14 protein-coding genes are annotated in these 13,981 nt (G+C 73.8%); 4 read left to right on the top strand and 10 right to left on the bottom strand.

The window, feature by feature from the left end; genetic code table 11:
- Positions 1-226 precede the first annotated feature (226 nt).
- The 5 genes from ACF073_RS16290 to ACF073_RS16270 all read right to left on the bottom strand — a co-directional run bounded on the left by ACF073_RS16290 (position 227) and on the right by ACF073_RS16270 (position 4,458).
- Positions 227-700, bottom strand: coding sequence for an ATP-binding protein (locus ACF073_RS16290; RefSeq protein ID WP_392070966.1), 474 nt, complete (start codon positions 698-700; stop codon positions 227-229).
- A gap of 18 nt (positions 701-718) precedes the next feature.
- Positions 719-856 carry a hypothetical protein gene (locus tag ACF073_RS16285; RefSeq protein ID WP_392070406.1) on the bottom strand — a complete coding sequence of 46 codons (138 nt, stop codon included), beginning with the start codon at positions 854-856 and terminating at the stop codon, positions 719-721.
- 397 nt (positions 857-1,253) lie between these two features.
- Positions 1,254-2,126 carry an acyl-CoA dehydrogenase family protein gene (locus ACF073_RS16280; RefSeq protein WP_392070404.1) on the bottom strand — a complete coding sequence of 291 codons (873 nt, stop codon included), beginning with the start codon at positions 2,124-2,126 and terminating at the stop codon, positions 1,254-1,256.
- Positions 2,127-2,128: 2 nt separating this feature from the next.
- Positions 2,129-3,262 carry an acyl-CoA dehydrogenase family protein gene (locus ACF073_RS16275; protein ID WP_392070402.1) on the bottom strand — a complete coding sequence of 378 codons (1,134 nt, stop codon included), beginning with the start codon at positions 3,260-3,262 and terminating at the stop codon, positions 2,129-2,131.
- A complete protein-coding gene (locus tag ACF073_RS16270; protein WP_392070400.1) occupies positions 3,262-4,458 on the bottom strand; it encodes an amidohydrolase family protein in 1,197 nt (398 codons plus the stop codon). The genes ACF073_RS16275 and ACF073_RS16270 overlap by 1 nt, the downstream gene beginning before the upstream one ends.
- Positions 4,459-4,543: 85 nt before the next feature.
- Between ACF073_RS16270 and ACF073_RS16265 the strand changes: the two genes are divergently transcribed.
- A complete protein-coding gene (locus tag ACF073_RS16265) occupies positions 4,544-6,052 on the top strand; it encodes a class I adenylate-forming enzyme family protein (RefSeq protein ID WP_392070399.1) in 1,509 nt (502 codons plus the stop codon).
- Here ACF073_RS16265 and ACF073_RS16260 read toward each other — a convergent pair.
- The gene (locus ACF073_RS16260) at positions 6,031-6,543 is read right to left on the bottom strand and encodes an EF-hand domain-containing protein (RefSeq protein WP_392070397.1); all 513 of its coding nucleotides are present in this window, start codon (positions 6,541-6,543) and stop codon (positions 6,031-6,033) included. The genes ACF073_RS16265 and ACF073_RS16260 overlap by 22 nt on opposite strands.
- A 185-nt stretch (positions 6,544-6,728) precedes the next feature.
- Entirely contained in the window at positions 6,729-7,103 is a 375-nt protein-coding gene (locus ACF073_RS16255; RefSeq protein ID WP_392070395.1) for an STAS domain-containing protein, read from the bottom strand.
- A 342-nt stretch (positions 7,104-7,445) separates the two neighbouring features.
- On the opposite strand from ACF073_RS16255, the gene ACF073_RS16250 reads away from it, so the two are divergent.
- Positions 7,446-8,003, top strand: a complete 558-nt coding sequence (locus ACF073_RS16250) for a sigma-70 family RNA polymerase sigma factor (protein ID WP_392070393.1) — start codon at positions 7,446-7,448, stop codon at positions 8,001-8,003.
- A complete protein-coding gene (locus ACF073_RS16245) occupies positions 8,000-9,322 on the top strand; it encodes a maleylpyruvate isomerase N-terminal domain-containing protein (RefSeq protein WP_392070391.1) in 1,323 nt (440 codons plus the stop codon). Before ACF073_RS16250 ends, ACF073_RS16245 begins: the two co-directional genes overlap by 4 nt.
- A 32-nt stretch (positions 9,323-9,354) precedes the next feature.
- Here the strand turns inward: ACF073_RS16245 and purU are convergent, their stop codons facing one another.
- Positions 9,355-10,239, bottom strand: a complete 885-nt coding sequence (purU, locus tag ACF073_RS16240) for a formyltetrahydrofolate deformylase (protein ID WP_392070389.1) — start codon at positions 10,237-10,239, stop codon at positions 9,355-9,357.
- Positions 10,240-10,285: 46 nt separating this feature from the next.
- Positions 10,286-10,786: a hypothetical protein gene (locus tag ACF073_RS16235; protein WP_392070387.1), complete on the bottom strand. Its 501-nt coding sequence runs from the start codon at positions 10,784-10,786 to the stop codon at positions 10,286-10,288.
- A gap of 117 nt (positions 10,787-10,903) precedes the next feature.
- On the opposite strand from ACF073_RS16235, the gene ACF073_RS16230 reads away from it, so the two are divergent.
- Positions 10,904-12,223, top strand: coding sequence for an ABC transporter substrate-binding protein (locus ACF073_RS16230; RefSeq protein WP_392070385.1), 1,320 nt, complete (start codon positions 10,904-10,906; stop codon positions 12,221-12,223).
- A gap of 47 nt (positions 12,224-12,270) precedes the next feature.
- Here ACF073_RS16230 and ACF073_RS16225 read toward each other — a convergent pair whose 3' ends face one another.
- On the bottom strand, positions 12,271-13,953 hold the full coding sequence (locus tag ACF073_RS16225) for a hypothetical protein (protein ID WP_392070384.1): 1,683 nt from the start codon (positions 13,951-13,953) through the stop codon (positions 12,271-12,273).
- Positions 13,954-13,981: the final 28 nt, after the last annotated feature.

Here is a 13,981-nt window from a genome sequence, read left to right as displayed (position 1 = left end):
CGCCCGCCCCCGCCCTCACCCGCACACGCCGCCGGCCGATGCGACCCACACACGGCGAGGACCGCCGTGACCCGGGCCCTCGCCGTCCCCTCGCGGCGAATCGTCGCCCACCAGCCTGATCAGGTGCCCTGGAGACGTCAACGCCCGTACGGGGCGCGGGTCGCGGCACCGTGCGCGCGGCACCGGCGCACGGGCGCACTGCCCGGCGCACCCGCGCTCACGGCGGCTACACCGCTTCGAAGGCGCGACCCTCGTACGCGGACAGTCCGCCCCCGTACGCCGTCGCCGCGCTCTCCCGGGGCTGTGCACAGCGGTCCAGTTCGCACCAGATGCTCTTGCCCGCGCCCTCAGGGCTCCAGCCCCAGCGGTCGGCGAGGCAGTCCACCAGGGCAAGGCCCCGGCCGCCGGTGGCGTCCCGGCCGGCGCAGCGCGGCACGGGCGCGCGGGAGCTGGTGTCGGACACCTCCACCCGCACCGTGGCCGACGCGCACTTCTCGGCCGCCGGACCCGGCAGGCAGAGCCGCAGCACGGCCGGCCGGCCGGTGTGCACGACGGCGTTGGTCACCAGCTCGGAGACGAGCAGGATCAGGGTCTCGGCCAGCGGCTCGTCGGCCGCTATCCCCGAGCCGGCGAGCCGCGAGCGGGCCCACCGTCTGGCCCGTCCCACCTCCGCGGGGTCGGGCCGGATCTCCAGCTGCACTTGAAGCACCTGCACCGCTCACACCATCCGAACCGGCGGACACATGGCCCCGCGCCGTCCGCGCGCCACGGCGTCGGCCGCGGCGACGATCTCGACGAGGGCCACGATCGTAGCCATTTTCTGCATGGCCAGAACAACGGCCAGAGCAAGGGTCACGGTCCGTGACTCCCTTGCGAGACAGCATGGTTGACGTACAGTCACCCCAACAAGCGCTTCGGGCATATTCCCGCGTGAAGGAGTACGCGTGCGGCATACTGTGCGACGCACCCGCCGGGGAGTCGAACAGCCCGGGCCGAAGGCCCCGACCGCCCCGCGAACAGCGGCGCGCACCGCGCTGCCCGGCGCCGCCCCAGGGGGACCGCCGGCCCGGCTCGTACGCGCAGCCACTCGCATCCCACACAAGGTACCGGAGCGGGCACCCGACTCCAGGCCGTGACGAGTCACGTGAAGGACACAACCCGGTATCGACGCTCCGTGATTCCGGTGCGCCACGATCCGCGACATCGTGGGCCAAAGCTTCCCGGGCGGCGCAGCCCAGGCCGCCGCCGGCGGGTCAGGGCGCCAGTGCCGCGGCGAGCAGTTCCTCACTCTGCGTGCTCCCCCCGGTGCGCTGTGCCCGCACCCAGGCCCGCTTCAGATGCAGGTGCACGTCCGCTTCCCAGGTGAACCCCATGCCGCCGTGCACCTGGAGGCAGTCCCGGGCGCCCCGCACGGCGGCCTCGTCGGCGAGCAGCCGCGCGGCGGCGATGTCGGCCGGGTCGGCCGTGACGGCCGCGGCGTACACGGCGGCACGGGCGGTCTCGGCCCGCACCAGCAGGTCCGCGCAGAGGTGCTGGACGGCCTGGAAGGCGCCGACGGGCCGCCCGAACTGCTCGCGCGTCCGGGCGTGTTGCACGGCCAGCTCGCACACCCGTCCGGCTGTGCCCAGTTGTTCGGCGGCGGTGAGGAGCGCGGCGGCGGTGCCCGGGGCGCCGCCGCCGGTGCCGGGCACCCGGTGCAGCGGTGTCAGCGGGTCCACCGAGCGCAGCGGCAGGGCGCCGGAGGCGTCCCCGAGGACGACGTCCGCCGCGTCGAGCCACTCCGCGAGCGCTCCGTCGGCCGCCGCCACGACCGTCTCCCCGGCGGCCGCGCCGGGCACGGCGCCGGCCGCGAGATGCGTGGCCACCAGCGGTCCTGGCAGCAGGGCCCGTCCCGCCTCCTCGAAGGCCAGCACGGCCTCCGGCAGGCCGAGGCCGACCCCGCCGTCCGCCTCGGGCAGCCGCAGCGCGAAGAACCCCGCCGCCCCCAGGGTCCGCCACAGCGCCCGGTCCAGGCGGCCCGGCGCGTCGACGGCAGCGCGCAGCGCGTCCCGGCCGAAGCACCGGTCCAGCAGCTCCCGCACGCCGCCGCGCAACGCCCGTTGGTCATCGGTGAGTCGGAAGCGCACGGTCATCTCCCCCTGGGCAGGCCGAGGATCCGCTCGGCCACGATGGAGCGCTGGATCTGCGAGGTGCCGGCGGCGATGGTGTACGACAGCGAGGACAGCCGGTCGAGCACCCAGGGCCGGCCCAGATCGAGGCCGTCGGGACCGAGCACCTCGGCGGCGGCGTCGTACAGCTCCTGCCGGGCGTGCGAGTAGCGGAGTTTGAAGACGGAGCCGCCGGCGCCCGGCACCCCGCCGCCCGCCTCCGCCTCGCTCACGTTCCACTGGGTCAGCCGCCACAGTGCGCGGAACTCCGCGTCGAGCCTGCCGAGCCGCCGGCGCAGCGCCGGATCGTCCCAGCGGCCGTTCTCCCGCGCCGTGCCCGCGAGCAGGCCGAGGACGCGGCGGCAGGCGACGACCTCGCCGACGAAGGCGGTGCCGCGCTCGAAGGAGAGGGTGACCAGGGTGACGCGCCAGCCGTCGTTCTCCTCCCCCACCCGGTTGGCGACCGGCACCCGCACCTCGTCCAGGAACACCTCGGCGAACTCCGCCGACCCGGCCAGCGTGCGCAGCGGCCGTACGGTGACGCCCTCGGCGTCCATCGGCAGCGCGAGCCAGGTGATGCCCCGGTGCCGGGGCGCCGCGGGGTCGGTGCGGACCAGCAGCTCGCACCAGTCGGCGACCTCCGCGTGCGAGGTCCAGATCTTGGACCCGCTCACCACGTACGCGTCCCCGTCCCGCCGCGCGCGCGTGCGCAGCGAGGCGAGGTCGGAGCCGGCGTCCGGCTCGCTGAACCCCTGGCACCACACCTCGTCCCCGCGCAGGATCGGCGGCAGCCAGCGCGCCCGCTGTGCGGGGCTACCCTCGGCGGCGATGGTCGGCCCGGCGTGCAGCAGGCCGACGAAGTTGGCGCCCACATAGGGGGCGCCCGCCTTCTCGGTCTCCTCCAGGAAGATCAGCCGCAGGGTCGGCGAGGCGTCCCAGTGGACGTCGGCGTACCCGGCGTCGTAGAGCGTCCGCTGCCAGCCGAGGTCGTAGGCGCGGCGGGCCGGCCAGTCGTCCGGCGGGGGCTTGGCGGGCAGTGCGGGCAGCGCCTTGGCGAGCCACTCGCGCAGCCGGGCCCGGAACTCCTCCTCCTCGGGCGAGTACGAGAGGTCCATCAGTGATCGAGGTCCAGGCCGAGCATGCGGATGGCGTTGCCCCGCATCAGCTTGTACACGGTCTCGTCGTCGAGGCCGCGCACATGGTCGAGGGCGACCTCCTTGGTGTGCGGGAAGGTCGAGTCGACGTGCGGGTAGTCGGTCTCGAAGGTGGCGTTGTCGCGGCCGACGGCGTCCAGCGAGGCGACCCCGTGCTTGTCGCGGAAGAAGCAGCAGAACATCTGCCGGTAGTAGTACGTCGACGGCGGCTGCGGGATCAGGTCCCGCACCCCGCCCCAGGCGCGGTGCTCCTCCCAGACGTCGTCGGCGCGCTCCAGGGCGTACGGGATCCAGCCCATCTGGCCCTCGGAGTAGGCGAGCTTGAGGCGGGGGAAGCGCACCAGGACGCCGCTGAAGAGGTAGTCCATCATCGAGGCCATCGCGTTGTTGAAGCTGAGCGAGGCCTGGACGGCGGGCGGTGCGTCCGGGGAGGCGGCGGGCATCTGGGAACTGCTGCCGATGTGCATGTTGACGACCGTGCCGGTCTCCTGGCAGACGGCGAAGAAGGGGTCCCAGTAGCCGGAGTGGATGGAGGGGAGCCCGAGGTAGGTGGGGATCTCGGAGAAGGTCACCGCGCGCACCCCGCGGGCGGCGTTGCGCCGGATCTCCGCCACGGCGAGCTCCACGTCCCACAGCGGGATCAGGCACAGCGGGATCAGCCGGCCGCCGCTGTCCCCGCACCACTCCTCCACCATCCAGTCGTTGTAGGCGCGCACGCAGGCGAGGGCGACCTCCTTGTCGTGGGCCTCGGCGAAGGTCTGCCCGCAGAAGCGCGGGAAGGTCGGGAAGCAGAGGCTGGCCTCGACGTGGTTGAGGTCCATGTCCTCAAGACGCGCCTTCGGGTCCCAGCAGCCGCGCCGCATCTGCTCCCGGGTGATGCCCTCCAGGGTCATCTCGTCCCGGTCGAAGCCGACGGCGGCGATGTTGCGTTTGTAGGGGAACTTCAGGTCCTCGTAGATCCACCAGTCGGTCGGCTGGCCCTGGGGATCCATGGTGATCCGGTACTTCCCCGCGACGTAGGCCAGTTCCCCGATCCCGGCGGTCAGCGGCTTGGGGCCGCGGTCCCGGTACTTGGCGGGCAGCCAGGTCTCGAAGAGGTGGGCGGGCTCGATCACGTGGTCGTCGACGCTGATGATGCGGGGCAGTTCGGTCGCCATGGTCCCCTCCGCCGGACGGTGCTTATCTGATGGTCCGTCAGATAGCATGTTACCTGACGAGTCGTCAGCCAAGCAGGGGGGACCCGTGAACGAGACCCCGCACACTCTGAGTTCCGCCCGCACCCTGTGGGAGCTGGTCGTCCGCAGGGCCGACCTCACCCCGGACCGGCCCGTCCTCCTCCAGGGCGAGAGCCGGCTGACCTTCGGCGGGCTGCGCACGCGCGCCGCACGCGTGGCGGCCGGCCTGTACGGCATGGGCGTGCGCCCCGGCACGGTGGTCGCCTGGCAGCTGCCCACCCGCATCGAGACGGCCCTGCTCTCCTTCGCGCTGGCCCGCCTCGGCGCCGTGCAGTCCCCCGTCATCCCCTTCTACCGGGACCGCGAGGTCGGCTTCGCGCTACGGGAGTCCGGGGCGGAGTTCTTCGCCGTACCGGGCCGCTGGCGCGGCCACGACCACACGGAGATGGCCCGCCGCCTCGGCGCCAGGGGCGTCTTCGAGGCGTACGGCACGCTCCCCGACGGCGACCCGTCCGTACTGCCCCCGCCGCCCGCCGAGGGCACCTCGGTGCGCTGGATCTACTGGACCTCGGGCACCACCTCGGACCCCAAGGGCGTGCTGCACACGGACCGCTCCCTGATCGCGGGCGGCTCCTGCCTGGCGCACGCGCTGCGGCTGTCGGCGGCCGACGTGGGCTCGATGGCCTTCCCGTACGCCCACATAGCCGGTCCCGACTACACGGTGATGCTCCTCCTCTACGGCTTCCCGGCGGTGATGTTCGAGCACTTCGCCCTGCCGGACGCGCTGGCGGAGTACCGGCGGCACGGGGTGACGGTGGCCGGCGGCTCCACGGCCTTCTACTCCATGTTCCTGGCCGAGCAGCGCAAGCGGCCGGGCGAGCGGCTGCTGCCCGCCCTGCGCCTCCTCGCGGGCGGCGGCGCCCCCAAGCCGCCCGCGCTGTACGACGCCGTGGTCCGCGAGATGGGCGTCCAGCTCACCCACGGCTACGGCATGACCGAGGTCCCGATGATCACCATGGGGGACCCGCGGGACACCCCGGAGAACCTGGCCACGACCGAGGGCCGCCCGCCGGCCGGCATGGCGGTCCGGATCGTGGACGGCGAGATACGCCTGCGCGGCGAGGCCGTCTGCCAGGGCTATCTGGACCCCGCCCACACGGCCGCCGCCTTCGACGCCGAGGGCTTCCTGCGCACCGGCGACCTCGGGCGGCTGACGGACTCCGGGCATCTGGTCCTCACCGGCCGCCTCAAGGACGTGATCATCCGCAAGGGGGAGAACATCTCCGCCAAGGAGATCGAGGACCTGCTGGCCGCGCATCCGGCGGTCGCGGACGCGGCGGTGGTCGGCCTCCCCGACCCCGAGCGCGGCGAACTGGTCTGCGCGGTGGTCGAACAGCCCCCGGAATCGGCGGAACTGACCCTGCCGGAGGTCGTGTCCTTCCTCCGCGCGCGCGGGCTGTCCGTGCACAAGCTGCCGGAGCGGCTGGAGGTGGTGGACGCCCTGCCGCGCAACGAGACGCTGCGGAAGGTGCTGAAGTACAAGCTGCGGGAGCGCTACTCGGGGACCGTGAAGTAGCGCGCGAACGCCGGCACGATCCGCTGTTCGCCGACGCCGCCCTCGCCGTCCGCGCCGAGGGCGGCGGCGACCTGCCGGGCCGTCTCCTGCGGCACGTGGAACACCCGCAGCACGCGCACGGTGTCGTCGGCGCCGATCAGGCCGTCCCCGTCCGCGTCGGCCACCGCGAGGGCCGCGTGCAGGAAGGGGCGGGCGATCTCCGCGAAGCGGTCCGGGTTGTCCCGCAGCCGCTTGACCGCGCCGGTGACGAACTCCTCGCGGGTGATGCGCTGGTCGCCGTCCCGGTCGGCGATGCCGGCCATGCCCTGCCAGAACGCCTCGGCTCCGGCGTACAGCGCCTGCCCCCTGGCGGAGCGGGCGGGTACGGCGAACTCGGCGAGCAGCGCCTTGGCCGCCGCGTTGAAGTCCCCGCGGTCGATCCAGCCGTTGCCGTCCTGGTCGAAGGAGGCGAACCGGGCGGCGATCCTGCGTTCGTACTCGGTGCTGACCATGTCTGTAAGGGCCGCCTTACGTGAGCGTCGTACATGAGGGTCGCGCCCGTCCGCGGGGCCGACCTGGCAGGGAGCGTACGACGCGGACGGGCGCCGGGCGGTGAAAAACCGACGGTTGTGCCAAGACCGGGGGAATTCCGGGACAACAGTGTGGCCGGGTCCCGGCGCCGGGCCGGGCGGGCCGCTCAGGCGGAGAGCGGGCCGGCCTCGTCCTCCGTCGCGGACTCCAGGTCGGGGCGGACGTCGAAGAGGCGGCGCACGCCGAGCGCGCCGAGGACGCGGTTGACGTGCGAGCCGTCGTCGGCGCCCCGGTCCGGCAGGATCAGCCGCAGCCGGCCCTGGCAGGAGCGGATCAGCCGGCGGGCGGCGATGAGCACGCCGACCCCGCTGGAATCGCAGAAGAACACCTCGGAGAGGTCCACGACAAGGCTGTGGTGCCCCTCGGCGACGACGTCGTGCACCCGCTGGCGCAGCACCGGCGAGGTCATCAGGTCCAGTTCCCCGGCAACCCGGAGCACGGCCCACTCGCCCTGTTCGACGCCGGTCACGTTGAATGCCACGACCCTGCCCCTCCGCTCGCCGGATCTCCCGGAACCGCCCGGAATCCGGAAGCAGTTCCTACGCTTCTTTCCGCGCGGCTGCCCAGCGGCCGTTCCCTGAAACGTGCCCCGGCAAACGACACGTGATCAACAAGGGACTTGTTTCGGTCACTATCAATCCTGTTCGATCAGAGATGTACCCGCCTCGTGTGGAGGTTATGTGAAGGGGGCACTATCACCTGCGGCGTTCCCAGGGGCGCACATTGACACAAAGGGGCGTGCGCTGTCGGACGTGCCGACTACATTCGAGTAGGCAGGAAAGACAGGCTGGACCGGCCGTACTCGGTGAGGGGAGGAGAGCGCATGGCCAGAAAGGACGCACCGCCCCGCTGGGACCGCAAGATGCAGCAGCGGCTCGCCCGCGGCGAGGCCGCCGCCCTCGGCGAGCTGTACGACCGGTTCGCCTCCCTCGTGCACAGCCTCGCCCACCGCGTCCTCGGCGAGGAGCAGTCCGCCGACGCCGTCACCCGCGAGGTCTTCGCCCACGTCTGGGAGCACCCCGAGACCTACGACCCCAGGCAGGGACCCCTGCGCTCCTGGATCGCCGCGGTCACCCACCGGGTCGCCGTGCAGCGGCTGCGGGACCGCGAGGAGCTGGAGCGGCCGCGGGGCGAGGAACTGGAGAGCACGGTCCGCCGCGCCTCGGTCGCCGCCCGCGCCGACTACATCGTCCACTCCATGCCCGCCCCGCTGCGCGCGGCCCTGGACCTGGCCTACTTCCAGCGCCGCGACTACCGCCAGACGGCGGCCGACCTCGGCGTCACCGAGGACGAGGCCCGCCGCCGGCTCCGCCTCGGCCTCCAGCTCCTCTCCACCGCCCACGACGCCGGCGCACCGCCGGGATACCGGGGTGCGGTGTGAGCGGGGCGGACAGGTCCGGGGCGGCCGACGGCCGCGACGAGCACGGCGGGGGTTCGGGGGACGCCCCGGGCGGTGCCGGCGGGCCCGGACCGGCCCCGGTCCCGCGCATACCCACGCCCCGCGCCTCCGTGGAGGACAGCGGGCTCCCGCTGCCCGCCCCGGCCGACCCGAGAGACCTCGCACCCGTGCCGCTCGACCTGTCGCACGATGTCCTGAAGTCGCTGCTCGGCGCCTGGGCGCTGGCCGCCTGCTCGGCGGCGGAGACGGCGGCCGTCGAGGAGCACCTGGGCGACTGCGGCGGCTGCGCGGACGAGGCACGCCGGCTGCGCGAGGCGGTCGAGCTGCTGCACCAGCCGGAGAGCCTGGACCTCAGCCCCGGGCTGCGCACCCGCGTCCTGGAGGGCTGCCTGAACCGCCGGCCGCCGCGCATCCCGGTGCCCGACTGGGCGGCGCCGTACGACGCCGAGACCGCGCGGCTCGACGCGCTGCTGCAGGATTTCGGGGACGCGGAGTGGCATGCGCCGGTACGGCTGCGGTGGTTCGACGCCGACACCCCGACAAGCCGTCGTACGACCGTCGCCGGGGTGATCGCGCACCTGCTGTCGGTGGACGGCCTGATCGCCGCCGCGCTCGGCCTCGACGACCCGCTCGCCGGGGTCGCCGGCGCGGCGGAGCGGGGCGCCGGCGGCCCGGGTGACCGCACGGAGGCGTTCTGGAAGGCCGCGCACTTCCCGCCGACGCGGACGGTGCGCGGGCCGTGGCGGGAGCAGAGCCACAGCCTGGTGCGGACGGTGTCGTTCACCGGCGGCCGGGCGGGCGGTCTCGCGGTGTCGTACGGCGACTTCGCGCTGCCGCTGCACGACGCGATGCTGGACCGCGCCTTCGAGTGCTGGGTGCACGCCGAGGACATCGCGGAGGCGGTCGACTACCCGTACGCGCCCCCGGCGCCACGCCATCTGCACCGGATGATCGACCTCGCCGCCCGGATGCTGCCGGTGGCACTCGCCGAGCGCCGCCGCACGGGCCTGTCCGAGCCGGGCCACCGCACTCCGCACCTGGTCCCGGCCGGTGCGCCGGGCCGCAGCCTGCGCCTGGAGATCGAGGGCGCGGCCGGCGGCGAGTGGCTGATCCCCCTGGACTCGCCGGCGGCGGCGGGTTCGGCGGACTTCGAGGTGGCCCATGTGGCCCTGGACGGCGTGGAGTTCTGCAGGCTGGCCGCCGGTCATGTGTCGCCGGAGGACGCCGCGGCGGGCCAGCTCGGCGACCGCCAGGCCATCAGGGACGTCCTGTTCGCGACGGCGGGCCTGAGCCGGATGTGAGGCCCGGACGCCGCCGGCCGCTCAGGCGAAGCTCAGGCGAAGACGACCGTCCGCCGGCCGTTGAGCAGGATCCTGCGCTCGGCGTGCCACTTGACCGCCCGCGCCAGCGCCTGGCACTCCACGTCCCGGCCGAGGGCCACCAGCTGGTCCGGCGTGACGCCGTGCCCGACCCGCTCGACCTCCTGCTCGATGATCGGCCCCTCGTCGAGGTCGGCGGTGACGTAGTGCGCCGTCGCCCCGATCAGCTTCACGCCCCGCGCATGCGCCTGGTGGTACGGCTTCGCGCCCTTGAAGCTCGGCAGGAACGAGTGGTGGATGTTGATGATCCGGCCGCTGAGCCGCTTGCACAGGTCGTCCGAGAGGACCTGCATGTAACGGGCGAGGACGACCAGCTCGACCCGCTCCTCGCGCACCAGCTCCAGCAGCTGCGCCTCGGCGTCGGCCTTGGTGTCCTTCGTCACCGGAATGTGGTGGAAGGGAACGTTGTAGGAGCCCACCAGCTCCTCGAACTCGGTGTGGTTCGACACCACGCCGGCGATCTCCACCGGCAGCGCGCCGATCCGCGCCCGGAACAGCAGGTCGTTCAGGCAGTGCCCGAACTTGCTGACCATCAGCAGGATCCGCATCTTCTGCGCGGCCTCGTGGATCTGCCAGTCCATGCGGAACGAGTCGCCGATCGCGGCGAAGCTCGCCCGCAGCTTGTCCACCGTCACCGGCGCCTCGGCCGAGAAGTGGACGCGCATGAAGAACAGTCCCGTGTCGTGGTCGCCGAACTGCTGGCTGTCCTCGATGTTGCAGCCGGTCATGAACAGGTAGCTGGACACGGCGTGCACGATGCCCTTTTTGTCCGGGCAGGAGAGCGTGAGGACGTACTGATCGGCCGGTGCGGCGGCGGAAGAGGCGGACTGCTCAGTCATGCACCACAGGGTCCCATACCGGCCACCCGGTGCGGGCCGACGTCCGCTACGCGGACCTCGTCATGATGCGCAGCACGTCCAGGCTCTTCGGCGGTGTGTCGGGGTCGTCCCCGTCGCTCGCCGACATCCGTACGTGCGCGTCGCGGGCCGCCCGCAGCGCGTCCGGCCAGCCGGGGTGGTCCAGGTAGGCGGAGACCGGTGCGTCCGGGCCGACCTGGTGCATGATCCGCAGCACCCGCAGGACGGCGGTGTCGACGAGCGCCGCCTCCTGCGAGTCCCGGAATATCGTCCCGACGTACTTCTCGGCCGACCAGTTGTCCAGCCAGGTGTCCTCGACCAGCCGGTACACGGCGTCCGTGACGTCGCCGTAGCCGTCCGTCCCGGCCAGCCAGACGTCCCGCTGGAACCCGGGGTCGGAAAGCATGTGCAGCGCCGAGCGCACATTGCTGCGCCAGCGCCACCACGGCATGTCGTTGAGGGGCATGCCGCCCATGGTGGAGGAGCGACGGCCGCGACGGGAAGAGTTCTCCGAACCTTGCACGGTCATCGATCGTACGTTCCTCGTCCCGCCCGCCACACCGGCCCCCGCAATTCACCTTCCCGTCACCTTTGGTTGACCGGGGATCACTCCCCGGTTAGTCGTGTGAGGGAATCGTGCATGTCCATGACCGGCAGGCGACGCACCCGTACCACCCTTTCCGCACTCCCCCGCCCCGTCAGAGCCACCGCCCTCGCGGCCGGTGCCGTGGCCCTCTGTGCGTCGCTCACCGCCGCATGCGGGGTCGTCCCCGGTGCCACGGGGGGCTCCGGGGACGACTCCGTCAAGGTGATGACCTGGGCCCCGCAGGACACCGACGCGACGAACAAGCCCGGCATGCCCGCGATGGCCCTCGCCTATGCGAAGTGGATCAACGCCCAGGGCGGCATCAACGGCCGCAAGCTGGAAGTGCTGACCTGCAACGACCACAACGACAGCGTGGGCGCCGCCAAGTGCGCCCGGCGCGCGGCGGCCGAGAAGGTGGTCGCGGTGGTCGGCTCCTACAGCCAGTTCGGCGACTCCTACCTGGCCCCGCTGGAAGGCGCCGGCATCCCCTACATAGGCGGCTACGGCGTCACCAACGACGAGTTCACCGGCTCCATGTCCTACCCGGTCAACGGCGGTCAGCCCGCCCTGCTGGCCGGCCTCGGCAAGGCGCTCGCGGCCACCTGCGGCACCATCTCCCTGGTCCGCCCCGACAGCATCGCCGGCGACGAGCTGCCCGCGATGCTCGACTCGGGGCTGCGGGCCGGCGGGCACGCGGACGCCGGCGACCAGCTCGCCGCCGAGGACGCCACGGCCTACGGCGACCAGGCCGAGCAGGCGCTGCGCCACGCGACCAAGGACGTGACCCGCAAGGGCTGTGTGGTGCCCGCCCTCGGGGACCGCACGGACACCTTCATGGACTCCTTCCGCCGGGCCCGCGAGGACTTCCCCGCCGTGCGCACGGCGACCGTGCTCGGCAGCGTCGACCAGACCGTGATCAACGCCACGGGCGGGGCCGGCGGCCCGTACGAGGGCTCGTACATCACCGGCTGGTACCCGGTCGCCTCGGACCCGCGCTGGGATCCGATGAAGAAGGTGATCAACCAGGAGGCCTTCGGCGACAACCGCATCGACCCGGCGGACGCCGGCGTGCAGACCACGTGGATCGCCTACACCGTCCTCAAGGCCGTCCTGGAGAAGATCGGCGACGGCGAGGTCGGCTCCGACACCGTGCGGCGCACCCTCAACGACGGCCTGCGCGTCTCCACCGGCGGCCTCACCCCGACCCTGCACTGGCCCTACGAGAGCAAGCTCGCCGGTGTCGGCTTCCCGCGGCTGGTCAACGCCGACGTCACCCTCCAGATGGTCGAGGGCGGCAGGCTGGTCGCCCGCAAGGGCATCGGCGGCGCCGACGGCATCGCCGACATGACCTCCGTCCTGGAGAGCGCGGAGGTGCCGTGACGGACCCGGCGCCGGGGCCCGTCAGGCTCCCGGCGCCGTGACCGCGGTCACAGCTGGGTGGGCTGGCGCTGGGTCAGGCCGTACTTCCGGGCGATCGCGTTCCACAGCGCGGCGGCCTTCGCCTTCTGCGCGCTGGCGGTGCCGCTCTCCCGGTTGCCCGCCTGGGTCTCGCTGGTGGTGCGGGCGTGGCCCTTGCGGCAGATCTTGTGGTTCTTGGCCTGGCCGGCCCAGGCCGCGTAGTGGTTGTCCGCCGCGGCGGACGCCCGCCAGGCCGCGGACAGCGCGGCCGTCAGATCGGCGTTGCCCGGCAGCTTGTCCACGGACAGCTTGCCGAGCCGGGTGACCAGCTGGCCGCGCTGCCGGGCCGCGCCCCGCAGATCGGAGGCGGCCTGGTCGAGGTTGTCGCACTGCTTGACGTCGGCCACCGCCTGGATCACCGAGGCCCGGCTGCTGCCGCTGTCGGCGAGCAGCTTGTCCAGTTCGACCGCCTGCGCCCGGGCCGGGTCGGCGGCCGGGGACGCGGAGTCCTGGGTGGCCGGGGAGGTGGCGGCGACCTTCTGGCCGTCATCGCCCTTGTCCTTGCCGCTCCCGGTGCTGAGCAGCGCGCCGGCGCCCACACCGAGCACGGCGATGCCCACACCGATGGCGGCGATCAGCGGCACCCGCGACCGCCCGGAGCGCCGCCCGCCGTCGCCCGGACCCTCGTCGTACGAGGGCTGTGCCGGGCGGTACGACGACTGCGCCGGGCCGGGGTAGGCGTCCGGCTGCTGGACCCGCGGGAGCTGCTGGGTGGAGCCGGCCGGGCCGTCCCCGCCCGCCGGGCCGCGGAAGAGGTTGTCGAACTCGGCGGGCGGCTGCCGGTCCGCCCCCGCCCCCTGGGACTGGGCGGCGTAGGGCGGGATGTACTGCGTGGCCTCCGCGTCGGAGTGCGCGGGCGCCGCCTGCCGGGGCGCCCGGCCGAGGTAGCGGGTCTCCTCGGCCCCGGACTCCGGCGGCAGCGCGCCGGCCGCCACCGGCGGGATGTACTGGGTGGCCGCCTCGGCCGCGGGAGCGGCGGGACCGCCGGGGACCGGGGGGATGTACTGCGTGGCACCGTCGGCCGGCACGGGCGGCAGGTACTGGGTCGCGCCGTCCGCCGCACCGGCGGGGCCGCCGGGGACCGGGGGTATGTACTGGGTCGCGCCGTCCGCCGCCGGGGGCAGCGGGCCGCCGGCGGCGCCCTGGTACGCGTCCGGCAGGGCGGGCGGCAGCGGCGCCGCGGGGCCGGGCTGCGCCGGGTACTGCTGATAGGGGTCGGCGGTGCCGTACCCGGGCTGCCGGGCGGCGCCGTAGGCATCGGGGCCGGGGCCGCCGTACTGCGCCTCCTGGCCGCCGGGGCCGTACCCGGCGGGCCGGTCGCCGTAGGAGGACGCCGGACCGCCGTAGCCGGGCGCCTGGCCGCCGTACGCCGGGGCGCCCTCCGGGGGCAGCGGGCCCGGGCTCGCGCCGTGCGGGTGCTGCTCGCCGGCCCACTGCGGGGCAGCCGCCGGGGGCCAGCCCTCGTCCTGCCGGGGCGTCTGCCCGCCGGGGCCCCAGGAACCGCCCCAGGACTGCCCGCCGGCCGGGCCGGCGGGCGGCGCGGGTGTCGCGGTCATGCCCGGGAGCAGGGGCTCGCCTCCGTCGGAGGGCAGCACGATGCCTTCGCGCGCGGGCCGCGCCGAGGGCTCATCGCCCTGTCCACTCTGCGTCACCGGGACTCCTACCAATGGGGGACCTTGT

Source organism: Streptomyces sp. NPDC015171, from assembly GCF_043079545.1.
Lineage (GTDB): Bacteria > Actinomycetota > Actinomycetes > Streptomycetales > Streptomycetaceae > Streptomyces.
This window is presented reverse-complemented; position numbering and strand designations above follow the sequence as displayed.

What these genes read in the sequence shown, in the direction of transcription:
- ACF073_RS16235 (WP_392070387.1), bottom strand. Translation starts at nt 10,786, where the DNA reads ATGACCGTGCAAGGTTCGGAGAACTCTTCCCGTCGCGGCCGTCGCTCC.
- ACF073_RS16260 (WP_392070397.1), bottom strand. Translation starts at nt 6,543, where the DNA reads ATGGTCAGCACCGAGTACGAACGCAGGATCGCCGCCCGGTTCGCCTCC.
- purU (WP_392070389.1), bottom strand. Translation starts at nt 10,239, where the DNA reads ATGACTGAGCAGTCCGCCTCTTCCGCCGCCGCACCGGCCGATCAGTAC.
- ACF073_RS16230 (WP_392070385.1), top strand. Translation starts at nt 10,904, where the DNA reads ATGACCGGCAGGCGACGCACCCGTACCACCCTTTCCGCACTCCCCCGC.
- ACF073_RS16270 (WP_392070400.1), bottom strand. Translation starts at nt 4,458, where the DNA reads ATGGCGACCGAACTGCCCCGCATCATCAGCGTCGACGACCACGTGATC.
- ACF073_RS16275 (WP_392070402.1), bottom strand. Translation starts at nt 3,262, where the DNA reads ATGGACCTCTCGTACTCGCCCGAGGAGGAGGAGTTCCGGGCCCGGCTG.
- ACF073_RS16250 (WP_392070393.1), top strand. Translation starts at nt 7,446, where the DNA reads ATGGCCAGAAAGGACGCACCGCCCCGCTGGGACCGCAAGATGCAGCAG.